General features: G+C 63.3%; 11 protein-coding genes. 5 read left to right on the top strand and 6 right to left on the bottom strand.

Features of this window, described 5'->3' with window-relative positions; all coding sequences use genetic code 11:
* Window positions 1-51 precede the first annotated feature (51 nt).
* Window positions 52-2,559 carry an ATP-dependent helicase HrpB gene (gene hrpB, locus JFU04_RS25780; RefSeq protein ID WP_201145949.1) on the bottom strand — a complete coding sequence of 836 codons (2,508 nt, stop codon included), beginning with the start codon at window positions 2,557-2,559 and terminating at the stop codon, window positions 52-54.
* A gap of 148 nt (window positions 2,560-2,707) precedes the next feature.
* Here hrpB and JFU04_RS25785 point away from each other — a divergent pair, with 148 nt between their 5' ends.
* Both JFU04_RS25785 and JFU04_RS25790 read left to right on the top strand, forming a co-directional pair.
* On the top strand, window positions 2,708-3,127 hold the full coding sequence (locus JFU04_RS25785) for a polyribonucleotide nucleotidyltransferase (protein WP_106802549.1): 420 nt from the start codon (window positions 2,708-2,710) through the stop codon (window positions 3,125-3,127).
* Window positions 3,128-3,136: 9 nt separating this feature from the next.
* Complete coding sequence (locus JFU04_RS25790) at window positions 3,137-4,036, top strand: cation diffusion facilitator family transporter (protein ID WP_201145950.1); 900 nt, start codon at window positions 3,137-3,139, stop codon at window positions 4,034-4,036.
* A gap of 61 nt (window positions 4,037-4,097) precedes the next feature.
* On the opposite strand, the gene JFU04_RS25795 is transcribed toward JFU04_RS25790, so the two are convergent.
* Window positions 4,098-5,195, bottom strand: a complete 1,098-nt coding sequence (locus tag JFU04_RS25795; RefSeq protein WP_201145951.1) for a DUF6515 family protein — start codon at window positions 5,193-5,195, stop codon at window positions 4,098-4,100.
* Window positions 5,196-5,626: 431 nt separating this feature from the next.
* On the opposite strand from JFU04_RS25795, the gene JFU04_RS25800 reads away from it, so the two are divergent.
* Both JFU04_RS25800 and JFU04_RS25805 read left to right on the top strand, forming a co-directional pair.
* Window positions 5,627-6,106 (top strand): Lrp/AsnC family transcriptional regulator, encoded by a 480-nt coding sequence (locus JFU04_RS25800; protein ID WP_003194418.1) that lies wholly within the window; start codon window positions 5,627-5,629, stop codon window positions 6,104-6,106.
* 203 nt (window positions 6,107-6,309) lie between these two features.
* Window positions 6,310-6,519, top strand: a complete 210-nt coding sequence (locus JFU04_RS25805; protein ID WP_025999909.1) for a DUF2788 domain-containing protein — start codon at window positions 6,310-6,312, stop codon at window positions 6,517-6,519.
* Here the strand turns inward: JFU04_RS25805 and JFU04_RS25810 are convergent.
* The 4 genes from JFU04_RS25810 to JFU04_RS25825 form a co-directional block, all read right to left on the bottom strand.
* Entirely contained in the window at window positions 6,514-7,149 is a 636-nt protein-coding gene (locus JFU04_RS25810) for a pseudouridine synthase (protein ID WP_242485932.1), read from the bottom strand. The genes JFU04_RS25805 and JFU04_RS25810 overlap by 6 nt on opposite strands.
* A gap of 72 nt (window positions 7,150-7,221) precedes the next feature.
* Complete coding sequence (gene amn, locus JFU04_RS25815) at window positions 7,222-8,694, bottom strand: AMP nucleosidase (protein WP_161630243.1); 1,473 nt, start codon at window positions 8,692-8,694, stop codon at window positions 7,222-7,224.
* Window positions 8,695-8,867: 173 nt separating this feature from the next.
* Window positions 8,868-10,517 carry an acyl-CoA dehydrogenase family protein gene (locus JFU04_RS25820; RefSeq protein ID WP_201145952.1) on the bottom strand — a complete coding sequence of 550 codons (1,650 nt, stop codon included), beginning with the start codon at window positions 10,515-10,517 and terminating at the stop codon, window positions 8,868-8,870.
* A 69-nt stretch (window positions 10,518-10,586) separates the two neighbouring features.
* Window positions 10,587-12,977: a hybrid sensor histidine kinase/response regulator gene (locus JFU04_RS25825; protein WP_201145953.1), complete on the bottom strand. Its 2,391-nt coding sequence runs from the start codon at window positions 12,975-12,977 to the stop codon at window positions 10,587-10,589.
* A gap of 275 nt (window positions 12,978-13,252) precedes the next feature.
* Here JFU04_RS25825 and JFU04_RS25830 point away from each other — a divergent pair, with 275 nt between their 5' ends.
* Window positions 13,253-14,050, top strand: coding sequence for a hydroxymethylpyrimidine/phosphomethylpyrimidine kinase (locus tag JFU04_RS25830; RefSeq protein ID WP_049711392.1), 798 nt, complete (start codon window positions 13,253-13,255; stop codon window positions 14,048-14,050).
* Window positions 14,051-14,053: the final 3 nt, after the last annotated feature.

The raw sequence follows: 14,053 nt of genomic DNA on the forward strand, positions 1-14,053 counted from the left end.
CTGCACCGCAGTCGCAGGCAAGCCAGCTCCCACACTTGATCCAGGTGGTCGCTACTTTCTCGGCTTGATCCTGGCGGTCGCCTCCGCCACCAGCGGGTCATCCGGCCAATAGTGCTTGGGGTAACGGCCCTTCAGATCCTTCTTCACTTCGGCGTAGGTACTGCGCCAGAAGTTCGCCAGATCCTGGGTCACCTGCACCGGCCGCCGTGCCGGGGACAGCAGGTGCAGCTTCACCACTTGGCGCCCGCCGGCAATGCGCGGGGTGTCGGCCAGGCCGAACAATTCCTGCAGGCGCACCGCCAAAATCGGCGGCTGTTCGCTGTAGTCCAAACGCACTGACGAGCCCGATGGCACCTTCACATGTTGCGGCGCCAACTCGTCGAGCCGCTGGGGCAGCGGCCACGGCAACAGGTTATGCAGGAAGCTGGAAATATCCAGGTGGGCGAAATGGCTCAGGCGCGAGACTTTGCCCAGGTAGGGCATCAACCAGTGTTCGAGGCTGGCGAGCAAGGCGGTGTCGCTGATGTCTGGCCACTCGCTGGTTTTGCCGGCGTCCAGCTGGCGCAGCAGCATCACGCGGGACTGCCATTGGCGCAGCTCAGGCGTCCAGGGCAGCAACTCCAGGCCTTTGCGGCGCACCAGGTTGACCAGCGCCTGGCTGCGGGCGGACTCGTCCAGGCCGGTCAGCGGTTCACGGCTGAGCACCAGTTCGCCGACTTTGCGCTGGCGTTCGGCACGCAATACGCCTTCACGCTCGTCCCAATCCAGCTGGTCCACGGTGCGCACTTGCTCGGCCAGCACCGTGTCGAACAGTGCCGGATCAAAATCGGCCGCCAGGTAGATACGTTCTTCACGCTGGCCCTGGCGACTGCCGAGGTCGGCGATCACCAGCCAGGGCTGTTTCATCAGGCTGTCGGCCTCGGCGAACAAGGCCGCGCGGCCATTGGCCAGGCGATATTCGGCGCCACCGGGGCGACGTTGCTGGGCGACGCGGTCCGGGTAGGCCAGCGCCAGCAGGGCACCGAGCCAGCGTGGGTGGTCGGGATCGGCCACCGGCTGGGTGGCCTTGCCTCTTAGATAGCCACGGTATTGCCGCGCCAGTTGCTTGGCCCGCTGCACGCCGCCTTGGGTGCCGCGCGCGCGTTCTTCACCGGACAGCAACGCCAGGCGACTGTGCAAATCCGCGCCAGCGCCGCGCAAAATATCGCGCTCCCCCAAGAGCGCGGCGACCTCACACGCGGTCGCCGCGAGGCCCAGATCCTGGCCGCGCAACAGCAGATGGGCGATACGCGGATGGGCCGGCAGCTCGGCCATTTTCTGGCCATGCGCGGTCAGCGTGTCTTCATTCAAGGCCCCCAGGCGCTGCAGCAAATCCTGGGCCTGGGCATAGGCGGCGGTCGGCGGCACATCGAGCCACACCAGTTGCGTGGGTGTGACACCCCAACGCGCCAGTTGCAGCGCCAGGCCGGCGAGATCGGCGGCGAGAATTTCCGCACTGCCATACGCCGCCAGGCCTTCATGCTGGTCCTCGGACCACAAGCGATAACACACCCCCGGCTCCAGGCGCCCTGCCCGGCCGGCGCGTTGGGTGGCACTGGCGCGGGAGATGCGTTGGGTATCGAGGCGGGTCATGCCGCTGCCAGGGTCGAAACGCGGCACGCGCGCCAAGCCGGCGTCGATCACCACACGTACGCCATTGATGGTCAGGCTGGTCTCGGCGATGTTGGTGGCGAGTACCACTTTGCGTTTGCCGGGCGGGGCCGGGTCGATGGCGGCGCGCTGGGCGTTGAGGTCCAGCTCGCCATGCAGCGGGCACAGCAGCACATCGCTGCGGTCGCCCAGGGCGTCAGCCAGTTGTTGATGGACCCGACGAATCTCCGCCTGCCCCGGCAAAAACACCAGCACACTGCCGGACTCGTCGTGCAGGGCCTCGAGGAGAGTGTTCACCACACGCGGCTCGATGAATTCACCCGGCTGGTACGGCCGGCCCCAGCGCGTCTGCACCGGGAACATACGTCCCTCGCTGCGCAGGATCGGCGCGTCGTCCAGCAGGCTGGCCAGGCGCTCGCCTTCGAGGGTCGCGGACATCAGCAGGATTTTCAGCGGCTGCTCATCGCGAAACAGCTCGCGCCCGTTCAGGCTCAGGGCCAGCGCCAGGTCGGCGTCGAGGCTGCGTTCGTGGAATTCGTCGAAGATCAGCAGGCCCACGCCGTCAAGTGCCGGGTCATCCTGCAAGCGACGGGTGAGGATGCCTTCGGTGACCACTTCAATCCGTGTATTGGGGCCGACTTTGCTGTCGAGACGGATGCGATAGCCGACGGTGTCGCCGACCTTTTCGCCCAGTTCACTGGCCAGCCGTTCGGCGGCAGCACGCGCCGCCAGGCGCCTCGGTTCGAGCATCAGGATGGTCTGCCCGGCCAGCCAGGGCTCGTTCAACAAGGCCAAGGGCACACGTGTGGTTTTACCGGCGCCGGGCGGTGCTTCCAGCACGGCTTCATGGCGATTCGCCAAGGCGTCACGCAGGGCGGGTAAAACATCATCGATCGGCAACGAATTCATACTGGCTCCAAAGCAGAGCGGCGAGTATAACGGCGAACTGCCGGATGCCGGTGCTGGTCTCACAAGCACCCCGCCCTTTCGCGGTGGATGCGCTCAAAGGTGGGCGCTGGCTTATAGTTTCGTATCAACCGTGTTCAGGAGAGTCTTCATGCGTATCGCTTCCCGTGTCATTGGCGGTGTCCTCGCCGTCACCCTGCTGAGCCAGTTGACGGCCTGCGGCTCGATTTTCTACCCCGACCGCCGCGGCCAGATCGACGGCAAGATCGACCCGGCGATTGCCGTGCTCGACGCCGTGGGCCTGCTGTTCTATGTGATCCCTGGCCTGATCGCGTTCGGCGTGGACTTCGCCACCGGCGCGATCTACTTCGAACCGGGCAAGACTGCCCAGGTCGCCCCGGAAAAACTCCACGAGGCTATCGGTGCCGACGGCAAGGTCGACAACGCCAAGCTGCAAAGCATCATCCAGAAGGAAACCGGCCGCAGCCTGCCGCTGGATGACCCGCGCATGATCCAGTTCAAGGGCAGCGTGCAACAGCTTGCATCCCTGGGCCTGCAACCCGCTGCCTAAGGACTGCCCATGACCACCAGCCCCGAACACGCGCGGCTCCTGCGCCTGGCCACCCGCGCCTCGGTCGGCGTGGCCTGTGCGCTGATTATCACCAAGGCCATCGCCTGGTGGCTCAGTGGCTCGGTGAGCATGCTCGCCGGGTTGACCGACTCACTGCTCGACGGCGTGACCTCGCTGCTGAACCTGCTGGCCGTGCACTACGCCCTGCGCCCGGCCGATGACGATCATCGCTATGGTCATGGCAAGGCGGAATCGCTGTCAGGCATGGCCCAGGCGCTGTTTATCGGCGGCAGTGCGGTGCTGATCGCGTTCCAGGCCTACGAACGCCTGCAACACCCGGAGCCAGTGGGCGCGCCGTGGCTGAGCATTGGTGTGATTGTGTTTTCCCTGGTGCTGACCGTGGCCTTGCTGATGCTGCAACACCGGGTGGTGCGCGAAACCGGCTCCAACGCGGTACGCGCGGATTCTCTGCATTACCGTTCGGACCTGATGCTCAACGGCAGCATCCTGGTGGCACTGGTGCTGGCGGGCCTGGGTTTTCATCAGGTCGACGCCTGGTTCGGCCTGGGCATTGCCGCCTACATCTTGTGGAGTGCGATCCAGATCGCACGGGAAAGCTTCGCGGTATTGATGGACGAGGAGCTGCCGCCGGAGGTCAGCCAGCATATGTTGGAACTGGCGCGCGGCGTGCCCGGCGTGCTGGGTGCGCATGATTTGCGCACGCGGATTTCCGGCAGCCACTGGTTCGTGCAACTGCACCTGGAACTGCCGGGGGATTTGACCCTGTCAGTCGCCCACGGCATCAGCGACCAGGCCGCCGATGCCATTCACCAAGCCTACCCCCGTGCCGAAGTACTGGTACACGCGGACCCCGCAGATCAACCCCAAGAAGCCAGCTATAAGCTGTAAGCCTCAAGCCTCAAGCCTCAAGCGTGAAGCTTGCGGCTTATAGCTTGCAGCTTACCGCTGCTCAATACTGCACTTGATACCCGCGACTGCTCAGGCAGTTGCCCTGTGCCTGGCGGTAGGTTTGCACCACCGCCGGGTCGGGCGCGTAGGTGACGGCCTGCGGGTCGAAGCCGCTTTGCTGCACCGCCCAGCGATAACAGTCATAACCGTCCTGCTGCACCTGGGCCGGTGACTGGCCATTCGCGGGGTAGGCCACCACGTCATACCCGTTGCCTTGCGGCGCCGGCTGCGGCCCAGGCACTGCGGTCGGCGGTTGCACCACCACGTATTCCTGGGACGTGCTTTCGTAGGTGTAGTAGGCACCGGCCGCGAGGAAAAACAACGCGCTGCCCACCCACACTTCGCGCGCGTAGTCCGGCAGGTAGCGCACGCGGATCCCATACGGCGGCGTTACCACCACGTAGCGCGGGCCTTGCGGGCGATACCAGTAGCCGCCGGAGAAGAAGTAATCCTGGCCACGGTACGGCACGCGGTAATTGCGGTCGGGAAAACGGTCGACGGTATATCCGGGACGATATTGCGGGCCCGGGCCCCAACCATTGCCATGCCCGTCGGGGCGACCCGGCCAGCGGTTGTCATTCGGGTGACCGTTGTTGAAGCCACCACCCGGACGTGGGCCCGGACCATTGCCGGCCTGCCAATGCTGGTTGCCATCATTGCGACGTGGGATGTCTTGGTAGTTGCCCTGGCGCGGTTCCTGGGTCTGGCGCACGGTATCCGGACGCCCCTGGATCGGCAGGTTATTCGCCGGCTGCGGCGCCGGCCGAGGCTGTTCAGCCCCTTGCGGGCGACCCTGCCATTGCCCGCCACCGTGCGGTTGCTGCTCGGCGCGATCAAAATGCGGATTCTGGGGACGCGGCTGGTTGTTCTCGAAGTGCTGGTTCTGCGGACGCGGCTGAGTGTTTTCCGGCCGTGGTTGATTGTTCTGCGGGCGAGGCTGGTTGTTCTGCGGTCGCGGCTGTTCGTTACCTTGCCGACCGCCTTCCGGCCCTCGTTCATGCTGACCGCCGCCTTCAGGGCGCGGGTCGTCTGCCATCACTTGCGTGCCGATGGTCACCATCAGCAAACCTACACCTGCCATACGCCAGATGCGCTTCATGCTATTCCTCACTGCGGATAAGGGCCTAGAACGTCCGGCCTCATAGATAAGACTGGAAAAGCCGCGCCCGGTTCTGAGACAGGTTATCAGTCACGAGAACAATTTTCTCAAGGCAAAAGAAAAGGGGTGACCCGTCGGCCACCCCTTGAGAACTTCGTCCTGGCTCAACGCTTTTGACGTTGGCTCACCTCACGCCGTCTTGTGGACAGTGTGCAGCCTGGAGGCCAACTCAACCCTGCTGGGGTGGCGGCCGCAGCGGGCCTGATTGGGCGAGCTGCTGTGGACTGTTGTCCAGGCGGTGATTCTGTTGATAACGATACGCGCCAACGTCCGACAGATGATTGCGAAGATTGCGTCAATAAACAGTGCTTGCGCAATTTTTAACCCTTCATGGATAATTCACCGCAATAGTTACGACAAAGGCCAACCCAATGAGCAAGCTTGACCGATACGACCTGAGTATTTTGGCGGAATTGCAGCGCGACGCGAGGATCTCCAACCAGGAGTTGGCCGAGCGTATCGGCCTGTCGCCTTCGCCCTGCTCACGCCGGGTCAAGCAATTGGAGGACGACGGCTACATCGCACGCCAGGTCGCCCTGCTCGACCGCAAGATGCTCGGCCTGAGCCTGACCGCCTATGTGCTGATCGGCATGGATCGCCACACCCCGGAGCGTTTCGAGAATTTCGAAGCGGCCATCCGCACCCTGCCCCAAGTGCTGGAATGCAGCCTGGTGACCGGGATGGACGCCGACTATCAACTGAAAGTGGTGGTGCCGGACATGGATCACTACCAGAAGCTACTGCTGGGTCACCTGACCCGCATCGAAGGCGTGACCAGCGTGCGCTCCAGCTTCGTGCTGAACCAGGTGCTCAACAGCACCGAATTGCCGCTGACTCATTTACGGACCTGATTTCAACAACACTGAAAATCCCCTGTGGGAGCGGGCTTGCTCGCGAAAGCGCTGATTCAGTCAATACACGCGCTGACTGACACTGCGCCTTCGCGAGCAAACCGGCTCCCACATTTGGACCGTACCTCGATCCAAATCAATGTTGTGTTGAAGACGCTGCCTTATACTTGCCGCCTGCCCCGTCGGAAGAGCCCATGAACAACATCGATCCCGCCCTGTTTGAAGAATGGATGATGACTGGCCTGGTCACCATCCTGATCATTTTCATGGGCTTTATCGTCTGGGACCTGGCAAAGAAGTCCAAGGCCGGGCGCTTTGGCTCGTTCATCCTGTTCTTCGTGCTCGGCCTGGGCGTGGCTGCATTCATCATCAAGAGCGTGGTGATCGGCCTGATCGAGTCCGGCGCCTTATAAGCGCGCCGGCACTTCCTTCCACTGGCCTTGATCCAGGCCATCGATCGACCAATCGCCAATTCGCACGCGCACCAGGCGCAAGGTCGGCAACCCGACTGCGGCGGTCATGCGCCGAACCTGACGGTTACGCCCTTCTCGAATCACCAGTTCCAGCCAGTAAGTCGGTATGTTTTTGCGAAAGCGTACCGGCGGGTTGCGCGGCCATAACTCAGGCTCATCCAGCCGCCGGGCTTCGGCGGGCAGGGTCATGCCATCGTTGAGTTCCACGCCATTGCGCAGGCGTTGCAGGTGCTCCTCGGTCGGCTCGCCTTCGACTTGCACCCAGTAGGTCTTCGCCAGCTTGTGCTTGGGGTCGGCGATGCGTGCCTGCAACTGGCCATCGTTGGTCAGCAGCAACAGGCCTTCGCTGTCACGGTCCAGGCGGCCGGCCGGGTAGATGCCGGGGATATCGATAAAATCCTTGAGGGTCGCCCGCCCGCCTTCGTCGCTGAACTGGGTCAGCACATCAAAAGGCTTGTTGAACAGGATCAACTTCGGCTCCGCCGGTGGCGCCTTGGCGACTCGACGCGCAGCGGCATACGGGGGTTTCACGCCGGGGCGGCGCGAATCGGGACGGGCAGGACGGGACATGGCAAAAGGAACATCTAACGGTCAGGACCGACAATGCTAGTGGCCTGACCGCCAAATGACCATCCCAACCGCTTAGCGGAACGGCGGCTCGTCGAAGCTGCGCAGTTTGCGCGAGTGCAGCGAGTTGAGTTCGGTGCGCAACAGGTCGACCGCCTCGATGCCGATCTTCAAGTGCTGGCTGACCGCACGTTCATAGAACGCGTTGGCCGAACCTGGCAGCTTGATTTCGCTGTGCAGCGGTTTGTCCGACACACACAACAAGGTGCCGTACGGTACGCGCAAGCGATAACCCTGGGCGGCGATGGTGCCGCTTTCCATGTCCACGGCCACTGCGCGGGACAGGTTGATCAACGGGCGCTCCTGGGCCCAACGCAGTTCCCAGTTGCGGTCGTCGTAGGTCAGCACGGTGCCGGTGCGCAGGCGTTTTTTCAGCTCTTCGCCTTTTTCGCCGGTGACATTGGCCGCCGCTTGCTGCAAGGCCAGCTGCACTTCGGCCAGGGCCGGGATCGGGATATTCGGCGGTACCACGCGGTCGAGAATCCCATCGCGGCGCATATAGGCGTGGGCCAATACATAGTCACCGATGGTCTGCGATTGGCGCAGGCCGCCGCAGTGACCGATCATCAGCCAGCAATGCGGGCGCAGCACGGCCAGGTGGTCGGTGATGTTCTTGGCGTTGGACGGGCCGACGCCGATATTCACCAGGGTCACGCCGTGGCCATCAGTGGCCTGCAGGTGATAGGCCGGCATCTGGTAGCGATGCCACACCACGCCGGCGGCAATCGCCGATGCTTCACCGTGGTCCATGCTCTTGTCGATCACCACGTTGCCTGGCAGCACCATGCGGATGAAACGCGGGTCGCTGCGCAGTTGTTCCAGGCCATGCAAGATGAACTGGTCGACATAGCGATGGTAGTTGGTCAGCAGGATCCACGGCTGCACATGGCGCCAGTCACTGCCGGTGTAGTGCACCAGGCGGCGCAGGGAAAAGTCCACGCGCGCCGCGTCGAACAACGCCAGGGGCAGCGGGTCGGTGTTTTCCCAGTCGTACAGGCCATCGGCGATGCCATCGGTGGCGGCCGACAGGTCGGTGCTGGGGAACACTCGGGCGAGGGTCGCGGCCGTTACGCCGGAGCCGGCCAGTTCGTCGCCCTGCTCCACCACATACGGGTACGGGATGTTCTGTTGGCTGACGCCGACTTCCACCGTCACGGTAAAGTCATGCATCAGCGGCACCAGTTGTTCCAGCAGGTACTTACGGAACGCCGCCGGATGGGTGACGGTAACGCTGTAGGTACCCGGCAACTGGACTTTGGCATACGCCCGGGTGGTCTGTGGGACTTCGCCGTGGCAGTGGTAGGTCAAGCGCAGTTCCGGATAGCGAAACAGCGCGCGTTGTTCGGCGTCGGGTTCGACGCGGTCTTTGAGGTATTGCTTGAGGGCTTGGTTGAGGGCGCCGGTAGCACGCTCATGCAGAGCCGCCAGCCGATCCACGGCTTCTTCAGCGGTTTGAACGACAACAAAAGCTTCGGTCACGGTAAGCATCCTGTGTTCTGACGTGCAGGCCTTTATCTTGCCTGTATCCCGGCCACACCGAAACACCGATTTGGAAACACATTACCTTGCAAGAGCCGGCTTGCCGGCGATAAGGCCTTTGAATTCAATACATGTCTCAAGGCCGCTATCGCCGGCGAGCCGGCGCCTACACGGGACGGTGATCAGGTTTGCGGGGTTGAGCGCGCGACGATGGCCTCCACATCGACACCCCGCGGCAAGGTGCCATACACGCGGCCGGACGACTCACCCAGACGGCTGGCAATGAACCCATCGCTGACCGCCGCATTCCCGGCCTCCAGCAGCAGCTTGGCCTGCAGCGCCACGGCAATGTCCTCGGTCAGTTGCCGCGCGCGGTACTGGATGTCCTGGGTGTCCATGAACGCCGACTTCAGTTGCTCGATATGCCGCGCCAGTTGCCTGTCGCCGTGCCCGTCGCCCAATTCGACGAACAGCGCCTCGAGCACGCCCGGCTCTTTGGACAGGGCGCGCAGCACGTCCAGGCATTGCACGTTGCCGGAACCTTCCCACGTGGAATTCACCGGTGCCTCACGGTACAGGCGCGGCAGGATGCTGTCCTCCACATAGCCGGCACCGCCCATGCACTCGGCGGCTTCGTTGATCATCGCCGGCGCACGCTTGCAGATCCAATACTTGCCCACCGCCGTCACCAGCCGGGCGAACTTGGCTTCCTGCTCATTATCCAGATGATCCAGCGCCCGGCCCATGCGCATGCTCAAGGCCAGCGAGGCTTCGCTTTCCAAGGCCAGGTCGGCCAGCACGTTTTGCATCAGCGGTTGCTCGCTGAGCACACGCCCGCCCACGGAACGATGGGCACAATGATGGCTGGCCTGGGTCAACGCCTGGCGCATCAGGGCACTGGAGCCGACCATGCAGTCGAAGCGGGTCATGGCGACCATCTCGATGATGGTCGGTACGCCACGGCCCTCTTCGCCGATCATCCAGGCCAGGGCGCCGCGAAACTCGACTTCGCTGGAGGCGTTGGAGCAATTCCCGAGTTTGTTTTTCAGGCGCTGGATATAGAACTCGTTGCGCGTGTCATCCGGGCGGTGCCGAGGCAGTAGGAAACAGGTCAGGCCCTTGTCAGTCTGCGCCAGGGTCAGGAACGCATCGCACATCGGCGCCGAGCAGAACCACTTGTGCCCCACCAGCTCGTAGGCCTGTCCCGGGCCACCGGCGCCTACCGGGTAGGCGCGGGTGGTGTTGGCGCGCACGTCGGTGCCGCCTTGTTTCTCGGTCATGGCCATGCCGATGGTGGCACCGCCCTTGTGGGCGATGCCGACGTTGCGCGGGTCGTATTCGGTGCTGAGGACTTTCGGCAACCAGGTCTGCGCAAGATCCGGCTGCAGGCGCAGGGCCGGCACGCAGGCAAAGGTCATGGTCAACGGACAGCCGGTGCCGGCTTCGGCCTGGCTGTGCAGGTAGGTCATGGCCGCGCGGGCGACATGCGCGCCGGACTGCGGATGGGCCCACGGCAGCGACGGCAGGCCGTGTTCCACGGCGGTGCGCATCAGTTCGTGGTAGGCCGGATGAAACTCCACCAGGTCGATGCGATGCCCATAACGGTCATGGCTGTTGAACACCGGTTTGTTCTGGTTCGCCAGGAACCCGGCCGCCATCAACGGCCCGCCGGCCAGCTCCCCGTAGGCATCGATGCGCGTCTCGGCCCAGCCGGCACCGAAGCGGCGCGACCACTCTTGCAGGGGCAGGTCGATGCGGTAGAGGTTGGTGCCATCCAGGGATGGCGGCTGGTTGGTGACGTCGTGGGTTTCGGCGAACGAGTGCAGGTTCATGACGGGCCTCCTGGAAAAAAGGCCACGTCGATTTGAGGCCTGAATTTCAGTTAAGCACCGACACCGGGCTTAAAAAAGTGGCATACCCGCCGAATGTCCGGCGCTTTCGCCCTCTACTCGCCCCAACAATCGACGCTCCAGCACCGCCTGCAAAGCGTCGAAACGCACGGGCTTGGCCAGGCGCTCGGAGACGCCGATGCCATGGCAATGTTCGCGCTCGGACACATTCAGCGACGTACTCAAGGCAATCACCGGCAACTCAGCGCAGCCAGGCAGTGCACGAATCTGACAGCACAACGAGAAACCGCCTTCAGGTATATCCAACAATACTGCATCGAATGTCTCGGCCTGCAGGCTCGCCAATGCGGACGGCCCGTTGTCCACGGTTTTTACCCGATAACCGAGCTTGAGCAACATGCCGCGCACAGCCAACTGGCCCACGCTGTTGTCATCCACCAGCAGCACCGCGCAATCCTGAGGGCCACGCTGCCGATCGGGTGTCCGCTTTGGCTCCGGGGCGACCAGGCTGACCTGCATCTCCAACTGGAAGCGACTGCCCTTGCCCGGCTCGGAGTGATGGGTGAGGCGCCCGCCCAGCAGTTCGATCAACTGCCGGCAAATCGCCAGGCCAATCCCCAGGCCACCATATTCGCGGGTGGTCGAGCCATCGAGCTGGAAGAAACGCTGGTACAGCGTGGCCTCGTCGAGGAAGGCGAAGCCGATACCGGTGTCGGTGACGATAAAACTCAAGCGCACGCCACCGTCACTCTGCGGCACGCCCACCACTCGCAGGCGCACCGAGCCCTCATGGGTAAACTTGACAGCGTTGTCCAGCAGGCAATCCAGGCACTGCAGGAGTTTGTCGGCGTCGCCCATCACGCGGTCCGGCAACTCGTCCGCCACGTCGATGGAAAACGCCAGGCCTTTGCTCTGGGCGCTGGCATTGAATTGCTGGCGCAACCCGTCGAGCGCGCCGCGCAGGCTGAAGACCTTGGGCTGGGGAGTCAGGCGTCCGGCTTGCAATTCGGTCAGCGTCAGAATGCCGTTGACCATGCGCATCATGTCCCGCGCCGAACCGGCGGCGGTTTGCTGGTACTGCGCCAGGTCGTCGCCCAGCGGTACGGTTTGCATCAGTTCGAGGGAGCCGATCACGCCGTTCATCGGCGTGCGCAATTCATGGGTCAGGGTCGCAAGGAATTCATCCTTGAGCCGGTTGCTGCGGGCCAACTGCTGGTTGAGCACTTCAAGCTTCTGGCTGGCATCGAACAGGATCTGCGCCTGCTGCTCGCGCATGGAATTGATGCGGTCGGCCAACGCCAGGGACAACAGCGCCACTTCGATCGCCGAACCGATCTGGCTGGCGTACATGGTGAGAAACATATTCGGCAGGTAGCCCAGCACCATCAGGGTATTGATCACCCCACCGAGCAGGAACGCCGACCAGGCGATGATGAAATACCGCGCCATGCGCTGGCCGCAATACCAGGCCTTGATGGCAGCGACGAAGATGGTCACGGTAAACACCAGCGCCAGGCCAGTGGCCAGGCGCAAGGCCACCGCATAGCTGGTCAGCAGCGCCAGCGCCATGACGACCGCGCCGCACGCCGCCAGCCCCAGCAGGATGCGGTTGAGCCAGCGGCTGTGCTGCGCGGTGTGCAGGAAACTGCGGGCGAACAGGCTGCCGAACAGCGCCGCCGAGCCGATCAGGAACGGCACCGCCGCGTTCGCCCACCACGGGTTGTTCGGCCAGAAGTACTCCACCGCCACGCCATTGACCGACAGCTGGTAGAGGCCGAACGAGGCGATATAAAGGATGTAATAGAGGTAGCTGGTGTCGCGCACGCTCAGGTAGATGAACAGGTTGTAGACCAACATCCCCAGCAGCACGCCGTAGATCACCCCGAGCACAGACAGGCGCAGGGGTTGTTGTTCCAGATAAGCGGTGCCGGCCCACAGCGTCAAGGGCGCCTGGATCGAGCCTTCGCTTTGCAGGCGCAGGTAGACCGTCTGCCGTTGATCGGGCACAAAGTTGAGCTTGAACAGGTAGTTGCTCTGGCGTACTTCACGGCTGGAAAACGGCAATGCGCTGCCCGTGCGGGAGGTCAGCCGGTAGGTGCCGGTGCCGTCGTTCTGGTACAGGTCCAGGTGATTCAGCGGTGGGTAGGCCAACTCCAAAAACCAGGTGCGCGGCGCGCGCGGGTCCTTGGCCAGGTAATGCAGGTCGACCTTGAGCCAGAACACCGAGCGCGAATAGCCGGCGTTGAGGGTGGCTTTGTCATGGGGCTTGAATTGGGCGGCATAGGCAGGGGAAATGACGTCGGCGATGGTCAGCGCATCGGTGGGGTCTTCGAGCACTTGCATGACTCGGCCCAGCGGCAGGCTTCGCGTGTCCTGGTTGAACTCGATGGCGCTGGCGAGCATTGGCAGCCCGCACAACAATAAAATCAGCAAATAGCGCATAGAGCCCCAGCGTGGCGTGTCCGGTTATGTCAAAAGCCCCCCATTCCTTTTGAGAAGACGTACACCGGCGGTACATTAAGTTGTTTGGATCCACTTTAGCATAGCCGCTAAAGGCCATTGGACACCATTGAAATAATTTTTTGAAAGGCTCTAGGACGCGGGTTTCAGCGGGTTTTCTCGAGTGAAAAAGCGCCAAAAAAGCGTCACAACCACGGCAACATTCAACCCTCACCCGACAGCCACGCAAAAAGCGTTTGGTGGTAAGCTCGCGCACCATGAATATCTACAGCTCTCGCCCCGTTGTCCTCTGTCTCTCCGGCCATGATCCCAGTGGTGGCGCCGGCTTGCAGGCAGATATCGAAGCCCTGCTCGCCCAGGGCTGCCATGCGGCTCCGGCCGTCACCGCCCTGACCGTGCAGAACACCGTCAACGTCAGCGATTTCCGCGTGCTCGACCGCGAGTGGGTGCTGGCCCAGGCCAATGCCGTGCTCGGCGACTCCGAAGTGGCGGCGGTCAAGCTGGGCATGCTCGGTTCCACCGCGATGGTCGACACCGTGGTCGAACTGCTGCAGGCGCACCCGCACCTGCCGGTCGTCTGCGACCCGGTGCTGCGCGCCGGCGGCGGTGGCAGCCTGGGCAAGGACGAAGTCGGCTATGCCATGCGCGAGCGGCTGTTGCCGCTGTCGCTGATCGCCACGCCGAACCTGCCCGAAGCGCGCATCCTAGCCGAACTGCCCGAGGGCACGGCGGACGAATGCGCCGAAAAACTGCTGCCGTACATCAAGCACCTGCTGATCACCGGCGGGCATGGCGACGAGCATGAAGTGCACAACCGCCTCTACAGCCGTGACGGCACGCGCCAGACCTTCACCTGCCAGCGCTTGCCCGGCAGCTATCACGGTTCGGGCTGCACGCTTGCCAGTGCCCTGGCCGGCCGGATTGCCCAGGGCGAAGGGTTGGTCAGCGCGGTGCAATCGGCCCTCAACTACACTTGGCGCACCCTGCGTGACGCCGAACAACTCGGTCAGGGCCAGTTCGTGCCGCGTCGGTTGCCGCTGGATTTCTGCTCGTAACTT

Source organism: Pseudomonas sp. TH21 (assembly GCF_016651025.1).
Classification (GTDB): Bacteria; Pseudomonadota; Gammaproteobacteria; order Pseudomonadales; family Pseudomonadaceae; genus Aquipseudomonas; species Aquipseudomonas aylmerensis.